Source organism: Flavobacterium daejeonense DSM 17708 (assembly GCF_000425425.1).
Lineage (GTDB): Bacteria > Bacteroidota > Bacteroidia > Flavobacteriales > Flavobacteriaceae > Flavobacterium > Flavobacterium daejeonense.
On the sequence record NZ_AUDK01000002.1, the window covers coordinates 286335 to 306774 of the forward strand.

Here is a 20440-nt window from a genome sequence, read left to right on the forward strand (position 1 = left end):
TTTTTTTATATGCTTGGTTTTAAATTATTCTAAAATTATGTCTTTGTAAGGAATGACAGTTTGGTATCCTTTGGAAATAAAATAGGTTTTTGGATTAATTTCGGATAGCACCATGATAAAATCGCCGCCCCAGGCACCAAGGCTTTTTATTTCGCCAATAAAATCAGAAAACAAATCTTCTTTAACGGTATTGGTTTCTAAAATGGTGCTCATAATAGCTTCGTGTTTGGCGATGGAAGCTGCCATAGCATGAGTTGTTTTTGCGTGAATGATTTCCTGAGTCAGTTTGTCAATTTTAGCAATGTTTTTTTCGTTATCTGAGGTTTTGTTTCTTTGATAATTGGCAATAGCTGTTTTGCTGCTTTGTTTTTTATTCAAATACACAAAATAAATACTGTCCGTAAAATTAGGGTGGTAATGTATGGTTTCTACTTTTGGTTTTCCTGATTTTCGTTGATAGATAATCGGGCTGTCATTCTGCGCACAGGCAATATCGTATCCGCTGCCGCCAAAACTGTTTTCTAATAAAGTAAAAGCGTCAATTTGGAGCCATTGGGCAATATTATTGATAAGCGTTGACGAAGTGCCTAATCCCCATTTTTTTGGAAAAGTCAATTCGGTGGTGATTTGGTAACCCGTGTTTTCTTTTATAAAATCCGGATTTAAAAGAAAAGCTTCGTGCAAAATTTTGATTAAAGTTTTTCTAATCGATTCCTCATCGGTCGTACTGGGTTTTTCTATTTCAGTAAAGCTAATATTGTCTTCAAACCAAATACTGCCATCAGCATCGTAGCTTTTCCAACTGATTTGTGCAGTGTTATTTTTTTCTACAATTAAATTTTGACCAAATTTTGTAGGCAAAGCCAATGCTTTTGCGCCGTCTAAAACCAGGTATTCGGCAGTAATTAATAATTTTCCGTTGCTGTAAAAAGTTTGTTTTGTATCCATTTACGAATTGGGTTATTCTTTGGAGAAACTTATTTTTTCCTTAAATCATTTACAAAATTTACCACACCACTATGTGAAACTACATGGTTTTTAAAGTGTTTTTGTACCAAATGACGTTCTTCGTTGGTGGCTTCTAATTGGTTTAAAATGTTGTTCAGATGCATTTTCATGTGTCCGTCCTGAATTCCTGTAGTGGTTAAAGAACGCAAAGCGGCAAAGTTTTGTGCTAGTCCGGCTACGGCTACAATTTCCATGAGTTCTTTGGCCGAAGGGTTTTCCAACATTTCTAATGATAATTTCACCAAAGGATGCAAAGTTGTCAATCCGCCGACGGTCCCTAAGGCTAAAGGAACTTCGATCCAGAAACTAAAAATCCCGTTTTCTGTTTTAGCATGTGATAAACTGCTGTATTGTCCCTTTTTAGCGGCATAAGCGTGGACACCGGCTTCAACGGCTCTGAAATCATTTCCAGTGGCTAAAATTACGGCATCAATACCGTTCATGATTCCTTTGTTGTGAGTAACAGCGCGAAAAGGTTCTGCTTCGGCAATTTGAACCGCCTGAACAAAACGTTCGGCAAAAGCCTGCGGATCCGGGATATGTTTTTCGGCTAATGCTTCAATCGGACAGGAAACTTCGGCTCTGACAATGCAGTTTGGGACATAATTCGAAAGAATACTCATCACTACTTCGATGTTTTTTTCTTTTTCCGAAAAAAGTTCGTAAGCCAGTGCTTCTGTTTTTAAAATTGTAGCAAATTGTTCCAAACAGGAGTTGATAAAATTAGCTCCCATGCTGTCTTTGGTTTCAAAAGTAGCATGTAGTTGGAAATAATTTGGCAACAATTGGGTTTTGTCTTCCAAAGTGATGTCCAGAATTCCGCCGCCACGTTGTTGCATGTTTTTGGTCAGACTTTCGGTTTCTGAGAAAAATTTGGACTTGGTTTGAGCAAAGAATAGCTCTAATTTCGAAATGTCCCCTTTGTAAATAAAATGAACCTGGCCAATTTTTTCGGTGTTCAGAACAGTTGCTTTAAAGCCTCCTCTTGTTGCCCAAAATTTAGCCGATTTGGAAGCGGCGGCCACCACCGAACTTTCCTCAATTGCCATTGGAATGGTATAATTTTTTTCGTTAATGACGAAATTTGGAGCTACTCCCAGCGGAATATAGAAGTTACTGATGGTGTTTTCTATGAATTCATCATGTAGTTTTTGAAGTTTCTCGTCACTGTTCCAGTATTTTTTTAATAATTGAATAGTGTTCCCGGGATTAGAAAAATAGGTAGAGGCAATCCAGCTTATTTTTTCTTCTTTTGATAGTTTTGAGAATCCTGTTACGGCTTTGTTCATTTTCAATGAATTATAAAGTAATGAGCGGCAAATATACGTTTTACAGCCTTTATTTGCCATTAATTTAGTGTCAATAATGAGATTGTAGTAATTTACGAAATGTATTTTTAGGTGTTAAATGAAGTGTTATTGTTATTTTTTTATTAAAATTGAATAGATTTTAATTAGAGTATAAGTTTATGAAGTATAAATTGTATCCATTTGTTTTGTTTTTTATTGGTGTTGTCGCATTTGGACAACAAAATATCACCGTAGAATCCATTTACAGAGGGCGATTTAGAACTCAGGATATGGATGAATTGCAGGCGCTGAAGAAAAGCAATCAATATACCGTTTTAAATTATGTACCCACAACCCGATCTACACAAATAGATTTGTATGATTTTGCAAATCTTCAAAAAGTGGCAACTTTTATCGATACACAGTCCCATCAGGGAATGCCAATGGTGGACAGTTATAGTTTTGATGCAGATGAAAAAATGATATTGCTGGCTTGTAATTCGAATGCTATGTACCGTCACTCTTTTACTGCCGATTACTATTTATATGATCTTTCAAATAAGCAAATAACCAAATTATTTGATTTTCAAATTCAGGAACCTACTTTTTCTCCTGATGGCAAAAAGATAGCTTTTGCCCGTGATAATAATTTGTTTGTATATGATATTGCCTCTAAAAATACAATTCAAATTACCAAAGACGGAGTTAAAAATGCCGTAATCAACGGGATTTGTGATTGGGTTTACGAAGAGGAGTTTGCTTTCGTGAGAGCTTTTGACTGGTCCAAAGACAGTAAGAAAATTGCGTACATCCGATTTGATGAGTCTCAGGTTCCGGAAGTTTCTATGCCGGTTTACGGAGAAAGTTTGTATCCACAGATGGTAACTTTTAAGTATCCAAAAGCCGGAGAAAGAAACTCCGAAGTTTCTCTTCATATTTGTGATATTAATTCCCAGCAAACGCAAAAAGTCAATCTAAGTAATTACTCCGATTTTTATATTGCCAGACTGCAATGGACTAATGATGCGAATGTTTTATCGGCTCAGATTTTAAACCGCCATCAGGATAATTTGGATTTACTTTTTATTGACGGGACAACAGCTGGTGCAAAAGTTGTTTTGAACGAAAAAGACAAAGCTTATATTGATGTAACCGATAATTTAACCTTTTTAAAAGACAATAGTTTTATTTGGACCAGCGAAAAAGACGGTTTTAATCATATTTATTATTATGATAAAAACGGCAAATTAAAAAATCAGCTAACCAAAGGAAACTGGGAAATAACTTCTTTTTACGGATTGGATGAAAAGACAAATACACTTTTTTATCAGTCAACGGAAAATGGTTCGATAAACAGAGCTATCTATAAAATAGGGTTGAAAGGAAATAATAAAGTGGCTTTGTCAAATGGAACAGGAACGTATGAAGCTACTTTTAGTGCGGATTTTAGTTATTTTATTCAGACCTTTTCAAGTGCCAGTCAGCCTACAACTTATACTTTAAATGAAACTAAATCCGGGAAAGAATTAAAAGTTATTGAAAATAATACGGCACTTAGTTCCGGTTTGAAAAGCTTTAATTTGCCTCAAAAAGAATTCTTTGTGTTAAAAACCGAGAAAGGCAACGAATTAAATACCTGGATTTTAAAACCTAAGGATTTTGATGCCAACAAAAAATATCCGGTTTTCATGACACAGTATTCGGGACCTGGTTCACAACAGGTAGCTAATAAATGGAATACGATTGATGATTATTGGTACATGATGCTGGCGCAGCAGGGGTATATTGTGGTTTGTGTGGATGGACGCGGAACCGGTTTTAAGGGGGCTGCTTTTAAAAAAGTAACACAGCTACAATTGGGCAAATATGAAGTGGAAGATCAGATTGATGCTGCTAAAACAATAGGGAATTATCCTTATGTGGACAAAAACAGAATTGGAATTTTCGGATGGTCTTTTGGTGGTTTTATGGCTTCTAATTGTATTTTGAAAGGGAATGATATTTTTAAAATGGCTGTTGCGGTGGCTCCGGTGACTAACTGGCGTTTTTATGATTCGGTTTATACCGAAAGATACATGCAAACACCCCAGGAAAATGCGGGAGGTTATGACGATAATTCGCCGATTAATTTTGCCAAACAATTAAAGGGAAAATATCTTTTGATTCATGGTAGCGCCGATGATAATGTGCATTTGCAAAATACAATGCAAATGATGTCGGCTTTAATTCAGGCTAATAAACAATTTGAATCTCAAATTTATCCGGATTGCAATCACGGAATTTACGGGGGAATGACGCGCATTCAGTTATTTAATAAGATAACCAATTTTATTCATGAAAATTTGTAGCTCACGGAAAGATATTTAGTTTTAAAATATTCGCGATAAAAATAGAAAGAAAGAAAAATTTAATATTGAAGTTTATGAATCAAGACAATCAAAATGATTTTTTTAAAAAATCTGTTCTGGGACATCCGGCAGGTTTATTTGTGCTTTTCTTCACCGAAATGTGGGAGCGTTTTTCTTATTACGGAATGCGCGCATTGTTGGTTTTATTCTTAACAACTTCAATCGCAGATGGAGGTTGGGCATGGAATGTAGAAGATGCTATGGCTTTGTACGGAACCTACACCATGGTGGTTTATTTTACACCAATTATTGGAGGTTATTTAGCCGATCGCTTTTTGGGTTACCGTCGTGCTGTAGTTATTGGAGCTTTGATTATGACCTTAGGACATGCTTCGATGGCAATTGAAACCCCGACGTTTTTATATATTGGTATCGTTTGTTTAATGATAGGGAATGGTTTTTTTAAGCCTAATATGACTTCTATTATTTCAAATGCTTATGCTAAACACCCGGAAAAAAAAGATGGAGCTTATTCGTTGTTTTATATGGGAGTAAATGCCGGAGCTTTTTTAGGGATTATGCTTTGCGGATATATTGGCGAAAAAGTGTCCTGGAGTTTAGGTTTTGGTTTAGCCGGAATCTTTATGTTTTTTGGAATGTTACAATTTTATTTTACACAAAATATTTTTGGAAATATTGGATTGCCACCAACAGCCGAAACTAAAAAAGCGATTAAAGAGAAGGAAGCACAGGAAAATGATGCGCCACATATTATTCGTGACCGAATCATCGCAGTGGTTATCTTTTCGGTTTTTTCGGTTTTCTTCTGGGCTTCTTTTGAACAGGCCGGAGGTTCGATGACTATTTTTGCAGAAAAATTTACCCAAAGAGAATTGTTTGGGAATGCTGCCTGGACTTTCAAGATTGTGGATGCTTTATTGACTATTATGCCATTATTGGTTATTAGTTATGTTTTAGTGAAATTATTCTCCAAAACGGTAAAAGAATACGCATTAGGAAACAGTATTCTGGCATTGAGTTTTATCATTATCTGGGGAATTGTAATTTGGAAAATCAACAGGGATTTCTCAGCAACAGAAGCCGAAGTGCCGGCTTCCTGGTTTGGAATTTTAAACTCTTTATTCATTATTTGTTTTGCTCCTTTTTTCTCAAAATGGTGGGAAAGTAAGTATAATATTTCCGGACCAATGAAATTTGGACTTGGTTTAACTTTGTTAGGGCTAGGTTTCGGATTTTTGGCTTACGGAAGTATGGGTATTAGCACTGATTCTGTGGTGCGTGTAAGTATGGTTTGGCTTATTGCGGCTTATTTATTCCATACTTTGGGAGAATTGTGTATTTCTCCGGTGAGTTTGTCATATATCAGTAAATTAATTCCGGCCAGCTGGATTGGCATTATGTTTGGAGTGTATTATCTGTTTTTAGGAATGGGGAATAAATTAGCCGGTTCTATGGGAGGTTTAATTGAAACGATTAGTCAGGAGTACAGCTTGTCAACATTCTTTTTGATTTTTACGATTATTCCAATAGGATTAGGAGTAATCATGTTGTTGTTAACACCTGTGATGAAAAAGTTAATGCATGGTGTAAATTAATTTTATTTCACTAATATTGTTTTTGTTATTTTAAAAAAAACAATTATGAAAAAAATATATTTAATTGCTGTTTTCTTTTTAGGTCTGGTTGTAACTCAGGCTCAGGAACTCAAATGGCATACTGATGTTAAGGAAGCAATTGCTATTGGGAACAAAGAACACAAACCATTGCTGTTGTTTTTTACAGGAAGTGACTGGTGTGGTTGGTGTATTCGTTTGCAAAAAGAAGTTTTGTTAACGCCGGAGTTCATTAAATGGGCAAAAGAAAAAGTAGTTTTGGTTGAATTGGATTATCCAAGAAGCGTACCTCAAACCCAAGAGGTTAAAAAACAAAATTACGAATTGCAAAATGCCTTTGGTGTGCAGGGTTACCCAACCGTTTATTTTGCTACAGCTTCCACTCGTGAAGATGGTAAAATAAATTTTCAGGGACTTGGAAAAACAGGTTATGTTCCCGGAGGTCCGGTAGCCTGGCTGGAAGTAGCCAATGGAATTTTAAATCAGAAATAAAAGTATCTTTACTTTAATTGGAAATATCCCTTTTCGGCAGTAGCATGAAAAGGGATTTTTTGTTTCCGGCAACTGCTTTCCCAATGCGTTAAAACAGATTTATAATTAGAACCATCGGCAATAAGCAATTTAGGTTTTAAGGTGCGTAACATTCGGTCAATATTGATTTTTGGAGTTTGTGTAAGCAGGATAATGTCAGGCTTGCAATTTTTTGGAAAAAGTCCAAGACTGTCCAAAATCAAAATCTTAGTGCCTTTAAAATAAGCGGTATGTTGGAGTTTTTGTTGTTTTACCAAATGGCTAAAGTTCCCCGTTAAATAGCTTTTCAGGAGTTTGTGGTTTTTGATCAAACTGTCATTGGAATACAGAAAGACTTTCTGTCCATGTCGTTCTACAAGGATTGTTCTTCTTTTTGCATTCAAAACAATCCATTCGTTCTGATTTTGAATCTGCCAATGATTGAATAATAGTATGAGCTGGAAAAAGAGTATTGCAGATAAAAGCGTCAAAAGTCTTTTAAAATGAGGTTTTGTGAGCCAGATGATAATCGTACAAATAAGCAGATAACTACTAATAACCAGATAAAAGTTGAAAGGAATGTCTTTGATGATAAAATTTTCTAAAGAAGCAATTCCGTTAATAATTTTATTAAGGGAAAGAATACTCCATTCAAAAGCTTTTAGAAGCCAAAAAGGAGTGAGTCCTAATGCTGCCAGAAACATTACAATAATTCCAACAAACATAATCAGGCTGAGTAAAGGGATAACAATCAAATTGGTAACAAAAAATAATCCCGGGAATTGATGAAAATAATACAAACTCAGAGGAAGTGTGCCCAGTTGAGCCGCAATTGAAACACTTAGAATATCCCAAAAGTATTTTGTGATTTTATTTTCAGGTTTCCAAAAAGAAGCCAAAACCGGCTGAAACCAAACAATAAAAAATACGGCAAGATAACTCAGTTGGAATCCAACATCGAATAAAAAGTAAGGTTCAAAAAGCAATATTATCAGCATTGAAACGAACAAAGTGTGAAAAATATTGACACCTCTCCGTAGGTATAAACCGATTGCCATAAAGGAAAACATTGTGACTGAACGAACAATTGAAGGGGATAATCCGGCAAGCAACGCAAATAAAAATAAGCTTGTCAGGACTATTGTCAGTTTGATGGTGACACCTTTTTGATGATTTGGAATGGGTTTGAGTATAAAATTAAGGAACAGGAAAATAAATCCTACATGTAAACCTGAAACCGATAAAATATGAATAGCTCCGGCATATTGGTAATCCTGAATAATTTCAGAAGAAAGTTCCTGGCGTTGCCCTAAAATAAGGGCTGATGCAACCGCAAGAGCATTTGCATTAAAAGCGCGGTGCTCTAAGTTGGAGATTATTCCGGTTCTGATTTGAGCAATGTAAAACCAAATGTCTTTTTGAAGATGGATTCCAATTTTAAGATGTTCCGGAGTGCTGTATAGTTGAGCGTAAATTTGTTTCTTGTTCAGGTAGTTGCCATAATCAAACTGCATGGGATTGTCCGGTTTTCGGTTTTTTTGCAAATGACCTTCAATTTCCATAATTGTTCCCACCCGGAATGAATTTGGTATCGTTTCTTTAGGAAGATTCAGTAAAATGCGACCGCTGTATTTTTTGTGGTCGATGGCTTGAATTACAGCAATATACCGCTGATGGTACGGAGAACTTTTTAGTTTTTCTCTGATTACCAGATTTATTTTGGATTCTTTTTCAAAAACCGATATTAGATTGCTGTAATTGTCTTTCCGGAAAGCCTCAGTTTGAATGATCAAGCTGCTCATTCCAGTTAAAAAAGAAATCGCGTAGGAGAGGAGCGAAAAAAAGAGTTTACTTTTTTTGATATTTCGTGCTCCAAAAAATAAAATAGCCGCTACCATTAATAGCAACAATAATGTGCTAAAGACCAGATAAATATCCGCTTGCCAATAAAAAGCAAACAGGATTCCTGATAAGAAACCCATTGTAATTTTTGCCAAAGGATATTGCAGTACTTTCATAATTCTAAAGTACGAATTTTCGGCAACAAAAAGTTTTTTTAAGGCAGAATTCTGTTTAGTTGAGCAAAAGCTTTTTCGTAATAAGCTTCTTTGGTTGAGGAAATTATAACGCCTCTGGAAGTTGAAGCATGGATAAATTGCAGTTCGTCATCTTTGGTGTCAACAATAATTCCTACGTGATTAATCCGATTTCGGTTATTGGTTTTGAAAAATATCAAATCACCTTTTTGTGCTTTTGAAACATTTTTCCCTAAGTCGGTGCCAATTTTTGCCTGTTCATACGAGCTTCTGGGAAGTTTAATGTCAAATTGGTTAAAGGTTGTAAAAACCAATCCCGAACAGTCAAATCCGGCCTTGGTAGTTCCGGCATATTTATAAGGAACGCCAATGTTTTCGGAAGCCGAGTGGATGATTTCTTCCGCCAGATGATTACGGTTTCTGGTGTTGCTGTTTATTCCCGAAGCTGATTTACAGGAAGCAAAAAGAATTGAAATAAAAATTAAAGTAAATAACGGTTTTAAGAGACTGGTGTTACGCATTCAAATCGGCAATAATTAATTGGGCTGTTTTTTCGCTGGCTCCGGTTCCGCCTAATTTTTGTTCTAAAAGATCATAGTTAGTCAAAAGATTCTTTCGGTATTCCGGATCTAATATTTTAGTTAACTCTTTTTTTATGTTTTTAGTATTGCAGGCATCCTGAATTAATTCGGTTACAACTTCTTTGTCCATAATCAAGTTGACTAAAGAAATGTATTTTAAGGTAATAATGCGTTTGGCAATTTGGTACGAAATCCAGTTTCCACGGTAACAAACCACTTCCGGAACCTTAAAAAGTGCTGTTTCTAAAGTCGCTGTTCCCGAAGTGACTAAGGCAGCATGAGCTATTTTTAACAAATCATAAGTTTTGTTCGAAATGAATTTGATATTATTTTTTGTAATAAAGTCCTTGTAAAAATCATATTCCTGACTGGGAGCACCTGCAATTACAAATTGGTAATCAGGAAAATCGTCCACCACACTCAGCATTAGCGAAAGCATTTTAGTAATTTCCTGTTTCCGGCTGCCGGGAAGTAAGGCAATGATAGGTTTTTCGTTTAGATTATTTTCTGCTTTAAAAGTGGTAATGTCAATTGTTTTTTGATTCTGAATCGCATCAATTAGCGGATGTCCCACAAATTCCACCGGATAATGGTGTTTGTCTTCGTAAAAGTTTTTTTCAAAAGGCAAAATCACATACATTTTGTCCACATCTCTTTTGATGGCTTTGATGCGGTTTTCTTTCCAGGCCCAAATTTGTGGCGAAATATAATAATGGGTTTTGATGCCTTTTTCTTTTGCCCATTGCGCAATACGCATATTAAAACCGGGATAATCAATAAAAATAATGACATCAGGTTGGAATTGAAGAATGTCTTCTTTGCAAAACTTGATATTGTTTAAAATGGTTTTCAAATTAAACAATACTTCTGCAAATCCCATAAAAGCCAAATCCCGATAATGTTTGACCAAAGTTCCGCCGGCAGCCTGCATCAAGTCGCCGCCCCAAAAACGGATTTCGGCATTAGAATCCTGTTTAAGCAGCGCTTTCATTAAGTTGGAACCGTGTAAATCACCCGAGGCTTCTCCGGCTATAATGTAGTATTTCATTGTTGTTGTTTAATTTAAAACTGTAAAAATACTGGAATTATTCGTTCCAATTCCAGCTGTTGAGTTGTTGTGTGACATGATAAGCGGTCAGGTCAAATTGTACAGGAACAACAGAAATGTAACCGTTTTTCAATGCCCACTCGTCAGTATCTTCGCCGTGATCCTGATTTATAAATTCACCCGAAAGCCAGTAATAATCACGTCCCTGCGGCGTTTTTCGTTTGTGGAATAATTCTTTCCAAAAAGCCTTAGCCTGACGGCAAATTTTAATTCCCCTGATTTCTTCTTTTTTTAGTTTGGGGAAATTTACATTTAAAACTACGTCTTTCGGAAGTTTGTTCTCTAAAGCTTCCAGAGTTATTTTTTTGATGTACGGTTTAATTTCTTCAAAATTAGCATTCCAGTCAAAATCCAAAAGCGAGAAACCAATCGCTGGAATTCCTTCAATTCCGGCTTCAATGGCGGCGCTCATCGTTCCCGAATAAATGATGTTTATCGACGAATTGGAACCGTGATTTACACCTGAAACACACAAATCCGGCTTTCGTTTTAAAACTTCGTTAACCGCAATTTTTACACAATCGGCGGGAGTTCCGGAACAACTGTAAATGCGAATCGGATCGTTTTCGGTCGAAATAGGATTCAGGTACAAAGTCTCGTTGGTCGTGATAGCATGTCCCATGCCGCTTTGCGGTTTATCAGGGGCAACAACTACAATTTCGCCAATTTCGGACATTACATCAATTAGAGCTTTGATTCCCGGAGCCGAAACACCATCATCGTTTGTAATTAAAATTAAGGGTTTGCTTTGTTTCATTTTTAGGAATGATTTTTGTGAACTTTTGACAGATAAAAAGTCATATTTGAAACAAAGTAAACAAATTTTATTCAGTTGGCAGATTATTGGGATTAAGAAAAAAACAATTTTATATCTTTAACAAAAAATTATGGAAGCCTTATTATTCTTGACTTGGTTTTTCCCTTAACTTAGTTTAAAAAAATGAATGAATACTATTATTAGTCTTATGAAGAGAAATTATAAATTACTTCTTACCGTTGTTTTTTTATCGGTAGCGCTATTTGCATTTAAAATAAAATCGGCTTCAGATGTCGATCCGGATAAAGATAAATTACTTTTAGAATTATTGACTTTTGTTATTGAAAAAGGACATTACAGTCCGGCAACTATAGATGATGATTTTTCTAAAGGGGTTTATAAAGATTATATTCAGGCGTTGGATCCTTCCAAACGTTTCTTTTTACAATCGGATATTGACGAATTTTCTAAGTACGAATTAGAATTGGATGATGAGTTAATGAACAGAGATTTAACTTTTTTTACGTTGACTTACGAACGTTTGATGCAGCGTATGAAAGAAAGTCAGGGATTGTATAAGGAAATTTTAAAAGCTCCTTTTGATTTTAATATCGATGAAAGTTTTAATACGGATTATGAAAAAGCGCCTTACGCAAAAAATGAAGCGGAGCTTAAAGAGCGTTGGAGAAAACAGTTGAAGTTAACAACGCTTTCTTCCTTGACTGATCGTTTGAAAATGCAGGAAAATAAAGGGAAACTTTCTAAAGAAGAAACCGAATTACTTTCTAATCCTTTAGAAAATGACGGGGAGACTGTTGTTCCAACTGAGACTAAAAAAGACATTGCTGCAGACAGTAAACCTAAATCTTTTGCAGAATTAGAAAAAGAAACCAGAGAGAGTACTTCTAAATCTTTGGACGAATATTTTGGTTTTATGAAAGATTTAAACCGTAACGACTGGTTTTCGGTTTATATCAATTCCATTACAGCCCGTTTTGATCCGCACACCAATTATTTTGCACCGGAAGAAAAAGAGCGTTTTGATGTAAGTATGAGTGGAACTCTGGAAGGAATTGGTGCCCGTTTACAAAAGAAAAACGATTACACTGAAATCTCCGAATTGATTTCTGGCGGACCGGCTTGGAGAGGAAAAGAGTTGGAAGCCGGAGATCTTGTGATGAAAGTGGCTCAGGGAGAGGGGCAGCCGGTTGATGTCGTTGGGATGCGTTTAGACGATGTAGTGAAAAAAATCAAAGGGCCAAAAGGTACTGAAGTTCGTTTAACCGTTAAAAAAGTTGATGGTACGATTAAAGTAATTTCGATTATCAGAGATATTGTTGAGATTGAAGAAACTTATGCTAAATCAAGTATCGTTAACAAAAACGGATTGAAATACGGGGTGATTTATTTGCCTAAATTCTATATCAATTTTGAAAACAAAGACGGAAGAGATGCCGGTAAAGATATTGCTTTAGAGGTTGAAAGACTGAAACAGGCTAAAGTAGACGGAATTGTACTGGACGTTCGTGATGACGGAGGAGGTTCGTTATCTACAGTTGTGGACATCGCCGGATTGTTTATCGAGCAGGGACCAATTGTTCAAATCAAATCTTCCGGAAGAAAAAAAGAAGTTTTGTATGACAGAGATAAGAAAATCGAATGGGACGGACCGTTGGTGGTTATGGTAAACAGTTTTTCGGCTTCAGCTTCAGAGATTTTGGCGGCTGCTATTCAGGATTATAAACGTGGTGTTATCATTGGTAGTAAACAAACTTATGGTAAAGGAACAGTACAGAATGTGATTGATTTAAACCAGTTTGTTCGTAACAGTGCGGTGGGCGATTTAGGAGCGCTAAAAACTACGACACAGAAGTTTTACAGAATCAACGGAGGTTCAACTCAGTTAGAAGGTGTGAGCAGTGATGTGGTGATGCCGGATCGTTATTCTTATTTAAAAATGGGAGAGCGCGATGTAGAAAATGCAATGCCTTGGGATAAGATTGATGCTGCTGATTATAGTGTTTGGAATAACAATGCTAATTTTAGCAAGGCTATTTCACACAGTAAAGAGCGAATTGAGGCTAATCCGCAATTTAAGCTGATTGAGGAAAATGCCAAATGGATTGATGCCCGTAGTGAAGAAAATGAGTATAGTTTAAATATTGATAAGTTTAGAAAAGCGCAGAGTGCCATTGAGGAAAAAGCTAAGAAATTTAAGCCAATTTTTGAATATAAAAATAATTTGAAATTTACTTCTCTGCCTTATGAAACAGAGCAAATGAGTAAAGACAATATTTTGAAAGAGAAAAGAGATCGTTGGCACGAAAGTTTGTCTAAAGATATTTATGTTGAAGAAGCCTTAAATGTTTTAGATGATTTACAAACCAAAGTAAATTTGAAAAACAATACGATTCCGGCTAATAAACTGAAAAAAGCTAATTTAGCGAAATCATAATAAAATATTGAATATAGAGGACGCTCTGGAAATTGATTCGGTTTTCAGAGCGTTTTTATTTAAAAAAAGACTATGAATAAAAAGTTTGGCGTACTGTTCGTCATTTTGGGGTTTGTTTTTTTAGCGTGTAAGCAAAAGGAAACCCTAAAGTTTTCAGATGAAAAGATAAAAGTAGTTGATATAGAAGGGAAGCAATCCGCGCAGGATTTAAATTTTTATTTGCCAAAATCGGCTAATGCTCAAATTGTGAAACACGATTATTTTACGTTGTCTTATAATGAAAATGCCGAGCAGGCCGAATGGGTCGCTTATGAACTGAAGAAAGATTATGTGAAAAATAGTGATTTTAAACGTCCTTTTTTTATTGAAGATCCCAAAGTGAGTTCGCAATCGGCAGATTGGAGAAGTTATAAAAATTCGGGTTATGACAAAGGTCATTTGTGTCCGGCAGCCGACATGGAATTTAATCTTTCAGCTTATAAGGATACTTTTTTTACTTCGAATATCAGTCCGCAAAACCACGATTTTAATTCCGGAATATGGAACCGACTGGAACAGAAAATTCGTTTTTGGGCCGTTAAATATGACGGGCTGATTGTAGTTACCGGCGGTGTTTTGAAAGGAAATTTGAAAACAATTGGCAGCGAAAATGTAAAAGTACCTGAGTATTTTTATAAAATAGCTTTGAATTATACCAAAGGGAATTATAAAGTCATTGCTTTTTTAGTTCCCAATAAAAAAAGTAGTAAATCTATTTTTGATTATGTGGTTTCGGTTGATGAAATTGAGTCAAAAACCGGAATTGATTTCTTTCCAAAATTAGAAGATAAGCTAGAAAATAGTTTAGAAAAGAATGTAAATCTTAACTCTTGGCTATCTAAATAATTGTAATATATTTACTCCAATCTATATTGGTCTCTTTTTTGAATTATCTAATACGCATTTCTTTAAAGTATGCGTTTTTGAAATTTAGTGACTTTATATTGTTAGAATTTGTTGGTATTTGATTTGTAATAAAAAAAATCTATGAATAAAAACTGTGTATTGGCTACAATAGGAGCTTCAAGTTTACATCATCAATGGATTAGCAAACGCGCTACATTTGATTTACATTTAATTGTTTATGATGATTCCTATGAATTATTCAAAAATGACAGTCCTTATGTTACAGCATCCAAAGGTTATAAATTTAAATTGATATATAACTATTTAAGTGATAACCCTGAGTTAATTGAAAAATACGACTATTTTTATATGCCAGATGATGATATTGAAATATCAACTACCAATATAAAAAAGTTGTTCAGGTACATGAAAAAGTATCAATTGGAAATTGCACAACCTGCTATATCCAATTCTTTTTTTTCATATCCACATACTACAAAACAAGAAAATTCAATACTTCGACATACAAATTTTGTTGAAATTATGCAGCCTTGTTTTTCCAGAGAAGCTCTTAAAAAAGTGTTATTTACTTTTGATGAGACCATAAGTGGCTGGGGGATTGATTTTCACTGGGGGAAAATTTTAGACTATACTGAATATAACATGGCTATTATTGACGATATTGATTCTATACACACAAGACCCGTTCAATCTAATCATCATCAGGAATTGTCTGATTATATGGAAAAATACAATTTAAATTACACTATTTATAGCACTTAAATGAAAGAATATGATTTTTTAATTGTTGGGTCTGGACTCTACGGTGCTGTATTTGCACGTGAAATGACAAATTTAGGAAAGAAATGTATTGTCATAGATAAAAGATCTCATACTGGAGGAAATATCTATTGTGAAAACACAGAAGGGATCAATATTCATAAATATGGCCCCCATATATTTCATACAAATGATAAAAAAATTTGGGATTATGTAAACTCTTATGTAGAGTTTAATAACTTTATATATTCACCGTTGGCAAATTATAAAGAATCATTATATAATTTACCTTTCAATATGAATACTTTTTATCAGTTATGGAATATAAAAAGTCCTGTGGAAGTTGCAGAAAAAATCAAAAATCAAGTTGAAATTGCAGGGTGTATTAAACCGTCAAATTTAGAAGAACAAGCTATCAACATGGTAGGTAAAGATATTTATGAAATACTAATAAAAGGATATACCGAAAAACAATGGGGGCGAAAAGCCATAGATCTTCCAACATTTATTATTAAACGCCTACCTGTAAGGCTTACTTTTGATAACAATTATTTTACCGATAAGTATCAGGGTATCCCAATTGGAGGGTATAATAAATTAATTGAAGGTCTTTTAGCTGGTATCGAAGTAAGAACAGGTGTTGATTTTTTTAAAGATCGTTATGAACTTAGCAAATTAGCTAACCGCATTGTATATACTGGAAAACTAGATGAATTTTATAATTATAAATTTGGATATTTAGAATATCGAAGTTTACGATTTGAACATGAGTACATGAATATTCCAAACTATCAAGGTGTTTCGGTTATAAATTTTACCGAAAAAACGATTCCTTATACCCGGATAATAGAACATAAACATTTTGAATTTGGTAAACAAACCGGTACTGTTATAACCAAAGAATACCCTCAGGAATGGAAACCTGGATTGGAGGCTTATTACCCAATAAATGATGTGAATAACACAAATAGATTTGGTCAATATAATGAATTAGCAAAAAGTGAACGACATGTTATTTTTGGAGGACGCTTAGCGGAATATAAATATTATGATATGCATCAGGTAATTGCTGCAGCACTTACAAAAGTAAAGACTATAAAAGATACTTTTTAATTTTGGTCCATATTTTAATCTTTTACAGGATGGTATAACTTATTGGGTATATCTCCCATTTTTTCAAGAACAGGTCTCCATTTAAAAGTTGATTCTCTGTTTTCTAAATGACTATTTTGTGTATAGTTCCCCAAATAAAATTTATTTTCATCACCAGGTGAAACAAATTCCCCTTTACCTCCAAAATCCATTAAATCAGCCCCTGCAGCATTCAAAAGCGTAGGAAATAATACCTCGTGATGTCCTTGCCATCCATTTAATAATTCTTGATCAATAAAACTCAGTGCTTCTTTCGATATTCGATATATTGGGTTAAATGATCGTATCAGATATTCTGTTTCTAATGTTTTGCCATTGTACAATAATGTCCTCCACCACGGCCAGTGTGGATCATCAGTAAATCTTTGAATATGAGAACTGATAAAAGATTTGTCAAATTTTTCAAAGTACTCAAAAAAATGAGCCCAATTTCCTGTATATCGAACATCATCTTCAATACACCAATAATAATCATAATCGGGATTTTCCTTGTAGAATTTCAATAATGGGAAATGGTTATTCCCTGGAATTAGTTTTTCGCCTAAGGGTTTGTAATTAAGATTAGTTAATATATCATCTGAAAAATAAAAAACATCATTATTGCTTATCTGTTTTTGAAGATTATCCCCTTTTTGATGGTATAAAAGACATGTTATATTCTTCTCGGAATTTGTTGCTGTCACAATTTCATTAAAGCTGTTAATTACAGCATTAGAGAGGTGACAGGATAGTAGTAAAAACGCTTGTTTCATAAAAAAATAATAATTAAAAAATAAATGTAGTATTTTTTTTTAAAATTTCAGTATTGTTTTTTCTTTAAATATCTTAAATAAATATTATCATTTTTTCCAAATCAATCTAAGACAGCTAAAAAAACAAAAAATATAATAATAACTATGAAAAATATAAATACTATAAATTAGAAATTTCGAAATTTATAAATTATAAAAAAATCAATTCTTTGAACACAATTACTGTACTCAAAATAAATTTTATTTATTTTATCACTCAAGACAAAGAATCTTGTTAAATTATTAAACTTGTTTATTTAAGAAATAATTAACAATATTTTTAATCGAATATTATTAGTTATTTACAATATTTGAAATGTTAATCTTACTAGTTACTTTTTGTTAACTCAAGTGCACGTGACATACTAAAAATAAACAAAGTAAGTATAATACCTATATTAATTTTAAAAAATTTAATTATGAAACAATTAAAAAAAAATGAGTCTTGCCAATATAGAAGGCAAGCTTACTAGAAAAGAAATGAAAAATATTATGGCGGGTAGTGGAACGAGTTGTCTTGGAGCAACAGATTTCACATGTTGTACTTGTTTAAAACAATATTATAGTTGGTATTGCAGCTTAGTATATGGTTGTTAATCATTAATTATTAAATTCAGAACCTTAAATTTTTTTAATAAATTTAAGGTTCTATAGTAAATGAGATAATTTATTTTAAAATGTTAAAAAAAAGAAAGTTTCTTTTATTTTGGGAGTTTTATAAATCAACACTATTGATAAACTTACCATTGTCTATTCTAATTTATTTATTAACCTTTAACTTAACCTTTTTTTTTAACTCTTTTATATTAATTGGTTTACTAGGAAGTATTTTGTTTAAAGAAAATTATAGAAAAAATGAATATTTTTTCTATTTCAACAATAGCTTTTCCAAAGCAGAATTATTTGCTTATTGTCTAATATTAAATATTATTTTATCAATAATATTAAAAACATTAATATGGGTAATCACACTTTAATTATTGATAGTATAATAAAACGTTTCAGAAATAATTTTATACTTTCAGATGTTTACATAAATTGTAAAACAAATGATATTATAGGCCTTTTTGGAAGAAATGGAATTGGAAAATCGACTTTACTTAAAATCATTTATGGAATTGAAGATGCCGAAAATAAATTTATAAAAATTGACCAGAAAGTATTAAAAAAAGGGTATTTAAATAATAACTATATTTCCTTTTTACCGCAAGATAGTTTTCTACCTAAATATTTAACAGTTATCAAAATAATTAATCTATACATAGACTTTGACTTTAAACATGAGTTTTTAAACGATCAAATTATTAATTTGATTATAGATAAAAAAGTGAAAAATCTTTCTGGTGGAGAACTACGATATTTTGAAATAAAATTAATACTACTTTCAAAAACAAAATTTTCATTTTTAGACGAGCCTTTTATGGGATTATCTCCAATTTATATAGAAAAAGTAAAAAAATTAATTCAAATCGCTTCTGCTAATAAAGGAATTATCATAACTGATCATGATTATCTAAATGTCTTGAATATAGCTAATAAATTATATCTTATAAAAGATGGAAAAACAATCTTATTAAAAAACAAAGAAGACCTAATTAATTTTGGCTATTTATCAGAAAATCGCTTGTATTCTTAACTATTTCTCAACTATGTTTCCTATATCAAAAGTTAATTTTAAAATTAAAATTCGCAAAAAAATCTTTAATATCTAGATACAAAATAATTATTATTTTTTCATTCAATTTGCCATTTTGTAAGGACTCAATTCGAAATTTAATGACATATTAATTTCGTCAAATAATATTGTCTCCTAGATCGATTTAACCTCCTCAATTAAATTAACTTTTGAATGATGTATTAATTTTCATTATTTGATAAAAATTAACAATATTTTACACCAAACAATAATAAATTTTAATGATATTTGAAATAATAATCTTAACTCGTTTAATTCCTATTAACTCAAGTGCACATGAGCTATTTGTTGGATATTAAGTAAGAAGTATTGGATTTTATTTAACTAAAAAAATTAAATTATGAAAAAATTAAGTTTAAAAAATGCAAAAAACATCCTTTCTCGAAAAGAAATGAAAGCAATTAGTGGGGGGTATTATGGAACAGCACCGGGATATTTTTATGATGGTAAAGATTGTTGGATAGCAGGAACTTGGGTTACTGGAGATAATGGAGAACGTCTTTTTATTCCTGGAAGTGCTGCAACTCAATATTTGAATAATATTTGTGGGTGGGGAAATGTTGCATAATTCATTGGATTAAAACAAAGTTGTACTGTCTTTAGAACTTAAAAAGAGTTTTTAAAACAAACTCGCATTTATGCTAATTGAGTTTATGTGAAAGGTTATAATCCAAAACTTAGTTGAAAACATTATAGATATACAAATTAATTATTATTAATGAGAATAGATTTATATTTTCAATTACACTTTTTTAAAAAATTTAGATAGTGTTATTTTAAAATACTTTTTAAACTAGTTGAGAAATATAAAATTTAATCTCTATATTGATTACTTTTACGATATAATTTTAATTCACAACTTCATAAAAATCAACTATAATGAAAAAAAAATCAATCTTTGGATTTCTATTTTTAATTTTGTTTTATTCTTGTAATGTAAATAAAAACATAAAAAAAAACAAAATAGAAGGTATTAATTTGGATGCAAACTTTCGTACTAATAATGATTTAAAAACAATTTATAATTCAATTGACACAACTTCTACAACATTTATAATTGATAAAAGAAAAATAGAAAAATCAAAAATAAGATTGGTTCTAGATACTTTAAATATGCAAAAATATTCTATTAATATCGATAAAAAAAATAGAATTATTGAAATGACAAAGAAAAAAAAGCAATAAGATTACTGAGAATACTTGCTAGAAAACGAAAGATATCACCAGTAGTATGATAAAAATTTTGGTTCATCTATATCTAAAATAATTATGTGTTTTATTTACTAGAATGAATATCTAATCTTTGATGTAATAATAATTGTCTAGCGAGAAATAAAAAAATAAATCTTTTAAAAAGAGCATTAAAAAAAAGACTCTTTTTAAAAGATTTATTTTTTTATTGAACACACA

The 20440-nt window shown here is 32.7% G+C and carries 17 protein-coding genes; 10 read left to right on the forward strand and 7 right to left on the reverse strand.

The genetic code is table 11. The features are described 5' to 3' along the window. Nucleotides 1–24 precede the first annotated feature (24 nt). Together H599_RS0103070 and H599_RS0103075 are read right to left on the reverse strand one after the other, a co-directional pair. Nucleotides 25–948 (reverse strand): GYDIA family GHMP kinase, encoded by a 924-nt coding sequence (locus H599_RS0103070; protein WP_026712773.1) that lies wholly within the window; start codon nucleotides 946–948, stop codon nucleotides 25–27. Between the two features lie 29 nt (nucleotides 949–977). Continuing rightward, nucleotides 978–2297, reverse strand: a complete 1320-nt coding sequence (locus H599_RS0103075) for a hydroxymethylglutaryl-CoA reductase, degradative (protein ID WP_026712774.1) — start codon at nucleotides 2295–2297, stop codon at nucleotides 978–980. Between the two features lie 179 nt (nucleotides 2298–2476). Between H599_RS0103075 and H599_RS0103080 the strand changes: the two genes are divergently transcribed. From H599_RS0103080 to H599_RS0103090, 3 genes are all read left to right on the forward strand, one after another. Beyond that, nucleotides 2477–4645 carry a S9 family peptidase gene (locus H599_RS0103080; RefSeq protein WP_026712775.1) on the forward strand — a complete coding sequence of 723 codons (2169 nt, stop codon included), beginning with the start codon at nucleotides 2477–2479 and terminating at the stop codon, nucleotides 4643–4645. A gap of 74 nt (nucleotides 4646–4719) precedes the next feature. Continuing rightward, nucleotides 4720–6261 carry a peptide MFS transporter gene (locus tag H599_RS0103085; RefSeq protein ID WP_026712776.1) on the forward strand — a complete coding sequence of 514 codons (1542 nt, stop codon included), beginning with the start codon at nucleotides 4720–4722 and terminating at the stop codon, nucleotides 6259–6261. Between the two features lie 45 nt (nucleotides 6262–6306). Then, complete coding sequence (locus H599_RS0103090; RefSeq protein ID WP_026712777.1) at nucleotides 6307–6771, forward strand: thioredoxin family protein; 465 nt, start codon at nucleotides 6307–6309, stop codon at nucleotides 6769–6771. Between the two features lie 8 nt (nucleotides 6772–6779). On the opposite strand, the gene H599_RS0103095 is transcribed toward H599_RS0103090, so the two are convergent. Genes H599_RS0103095 through surE form a run of 4 tightly spaced genes read right to left on the reverse strand, consistent with a single transcriptional unit; the run spans nucleotide 6780 to nucleotide 11271 of the window. Continuing rightward, entirely contained in the window at nucleotides 6780–8807 is a 2028-nt protein-coding gene (locus H599_RS0103095) for a ComEC/Rec2 family competence protein (protein WP_026712778.1), read from the reverse strand. Between the two features lie 38 nt (nucleotides 8808–8845). Further along, complete coding sequence (locus H599_RS0103100) at nucleotides 8846–9346, reverse strand: C40 family peptidase (RefSeq protein WP_026712779.1); 501 nt, start codon at nucleotides 9344–9346, stop codon at nucleotides 8846–8848. Then, nucleotides 9339–10454, reverse strand: coding sequence for a lipid-A-disaccharide synthase (lpxB, locus tag H599_RS0103105; protein ID WP_026712780.1), 1116 nt, complete (start codon nucleotides 10452–10454; stop codon nucleotides 9339–9341). Before lpxB ends, H599_RS0103100 begins: the two co-directional genes overlap by 8 nt. A 37-nt stretch (nucleotides 10455–10491) precedes the next feature. Continuing rightward, on the reverse strand, nucleotides 10492–11271 hold the full coding sequence (gene surE / locus H599_RS0103110; RefSeq protein ID WP_026712781.1) for a 5'/3'-nucleotidase SurE: 780 nt from the start codon (nucleotides 11269–11271) through the stop codon (nucleotides 10492–10494). 187 nt (nucleotides 11272–11458) lie between these two features. Here surE and H599_RS0103115 point away from each other — a divergent pair, with 187 nt between their 5' ends. The 4 genes from H599_RS0103115 (at nucleotide 11459) to glf (ending at nucleotide 16504) form a co-directional block, all read left to right on the forward strand. Further along, on the forward strand, nucleotides 11459–13726 hold the full coding sequence (locus H599_RS0103115) for a carboxy terminal-processing peptidase (RefSeq protein WP_026712782.1): 2268 nt from the start codon (nucleotides 11459–11461) through the stop codon (nucleotides 13724–13726). 72 nt (nucleotides 13727–13798) lie between these two features. Then, complete coding sequence (locus tag H599_RS0103120) at nucleotides 13799–14611, forward strand: DNA/RNA non-specific endonuclease (RefSeq protein WP_026712783.1); 813 nt, start codon at nucleotides 13799–13801, stop codon at nucleotides 14609–14611. Between the two features lie 141 nt (nucleotides 14612–14752). Beyond that, nucleotides 14753–15394, forward strand: a complete 642-nt coding sequence (locus H599_RS19130; RefSeq protein ID WP_081810496.1) for a DUF707 domain-containing protein — start codon at nucleotides 14753–14755, stop codon at nucleotides 15392–15394. After that, entirely contained in the window at nucleotides 15395–16504 is a 1110-nt protein-coding gene (gene glf, locus H599_RS0103130; protein WP_026712784.1) for a UDP-galactopyranose mutase, read from the forward strand. It abuts the gene before it with no gap. Between the two features lie 14 nt (nucleotides 16505–16518). Here glf and H599_RS0103135 read toward each other — a convergent pair whose 3' ends face one another. Next, nucleotides 16519–17295 carry a DUF3405 domain-containing protein gene (locus tag H599_RS0103135; protein WP_026712785.1) on the reverse strand — a complete coding sequence of 259 codons (777 nt, stop codon included), beginning with the start codon at nucleotides 17293–17295 and terminating at the stop codon, nucleotides 16519–16521. A 997-nt stretch (nucleotides 17296–18292) separates the two neighbouring features. On the opposite strand from H599_RS0103135, the gene H599_RS0103140 reads away from it, so the two are divergent. The 3 genes from H599_RS0103140 to H599_RS0103150 all read left to right on the forward strand — a co-directional run bounded on the left by H599_RS0103140 (nucleotide 18293) and on the right by H599_RS0103150 (nucleotide 20215). Beyond that, nucleotides 18293–18970: an ATP-binding cassette domain-containing protein gene (locus H599_RS0103140; RefSeq protein WP_026712786.1), complete on the forward strand. Its 678-nt coding sequence runs from the start codon at nucleotides 18293–18295 to the stop codon at nucleotides 18968–18970. Between the two features lie 400 nt (nucleotides 18971–19370). After that, nucleotides 19371–19598, forward strand: a complete 228-nt coding sequence (locus tag H599_RS0103145) for a hypothetical protein (RefSeq protein ID WP_026712787.1) — start codon at nucleotides 19371–19373, stop codon at nucleotides 19596–19598. Between the two features lie 311 nt (nucleotides 19599–19909). Continuing rightward, nucleotides 19910–20215, forward strand: coding sequence for a hypothetical protein (locus tag H599_RS0103150; protein WP_026712788.1), 306 nt, complete (start codon nucleotides 19910–19912; stop codon nucleotides 20213–20215). Nucleotides 20216–20440: the final 225 nt, after the last annotated feature.

What these genes read in the sequence shown, in the direction of transcription:
- H599_RS0103070 (WP_026712773.1), bottom strand. Translation starts at nt 948, where the DNA reads ATGGATACAAAACAAACTTTTTACAGCAACGGAAAATTATTAATTACT.
- H599_RS0103075 (WP_026712774.1), bottom strand. Translation starts at nt 2,297, where the DNA reads ATGAACAAAGCCGTAACAGGATTCTCAAAACTATCAAAAGAAGAAAAA.
- H599_RS0103080 (WP_026712775.1), top strand. Translation starts at nt 2,477, where the DNA reads ATGAAGTATAAATTGTATCCATTTGTTTTGTTTTTTATTGGTGTTGTC.
- H599_RS0103085 (WP_026712776.1), top strand. Translation starts at nt 4,720, where the DNA reads ATGAATCAAGACAATCAAAATGATTTTTTTAAAAAATCTGTTCTGGGA.
- H599_RS0103090 (WP_026712777.1), top strand. Translation starts at nt 6,307, where the DNA reads ATGAAAAAAATATATTTAATTGCTGTTTTCTTTTTAGGTCTGGTTGTA.
- H599_RS0103095 (WP_026712778.1), bottom strand. Translation starts at nt 8,807, where the DNA reads ATGAAAGTACTGCAATATCCTTTGGCAAAAATTACAATGGGTTTCTTA.
- H599_RS0103100 (WP_026712779.1), bottom strand. Translation starts at nt 9,346, where the DNA reads ATGCGTAACACCAGTCTCTTAAAACCGTTATTTACTTTAATTTTTATT.
- lpxB (WP_026712780.1), bottom strand. Translation starts at nt 10,454, where the DNA reads ATGAAATACTACATTATAGCCGGAGAAGCCTCGGGTGATTTACACGGT.
- surE (WP_026712781.1), bottom strand. Translation starts at nt 11,271, where the DNA reads ATGAAACAAAGCAAACCCTTAATTTTAATTACAAACGATGATGGTGTT.
- H599_RS0103115 (WP_026712782.1), top strand. Translation starts at nt 11,459, where the DNA reads ATGAATACTATTATTAGTCTTATGAAGAGAAATTATAAATTACTTCTT.
- H599_RS0103120 (WP_026712783.1), top strand. Translation starts at nt 13,799, where the DNA reads ATGAATAAAAAGTTTGGCGTACTGTTCGTCATTTTGGGGTTTGTTTTT.
- H599_RS19130 (WP_081810496.1), top strand. Translation starts at nt 14,753, where the DNA reads ATGAATAAAAACTGTGTATTGGCTACAATAGGAGCTTCAAGTTTACAT.
- glf (WP_026712784.1), top strand. Translation starts at nt 15,395, where the DNA reads ATGAAAGAATATGATTTTTTAATTGTTGGGTCTGGACTCTACGGTGCT.
- H599_RS0103135 (WP_026712785.1), bottom strand. Translation starts at nt 17,295, where the DNA reads ATGAAACAAGCGTTTTTACTACTATCCTGTCACCTCTCTAATGCTGTA.
- H599_RS0103140 (WP_026712786.1), top strand. Translation starts at nt 18,293, where the DNA reads ATGGGTAATCACACTTTAATTATTGATAGTATAATAAAACGTTTCAGA.
- H599_RS0103145 (WP_026712787.1), top strand. Translation starts at nt 19,371, where the DNA reads ATGAAAAAATTAAGTTTAAAAAATGCAAAAAACATCCTTTCTCGAAAA.
- H599_RS0103150 (WP_026712788.1), top strand. Translation starts at nt 19,910, where the DNA reads ATGAAAAAAAAATCAATCTTTGGATTTCTATTTTTAATTTTGTTTTAT.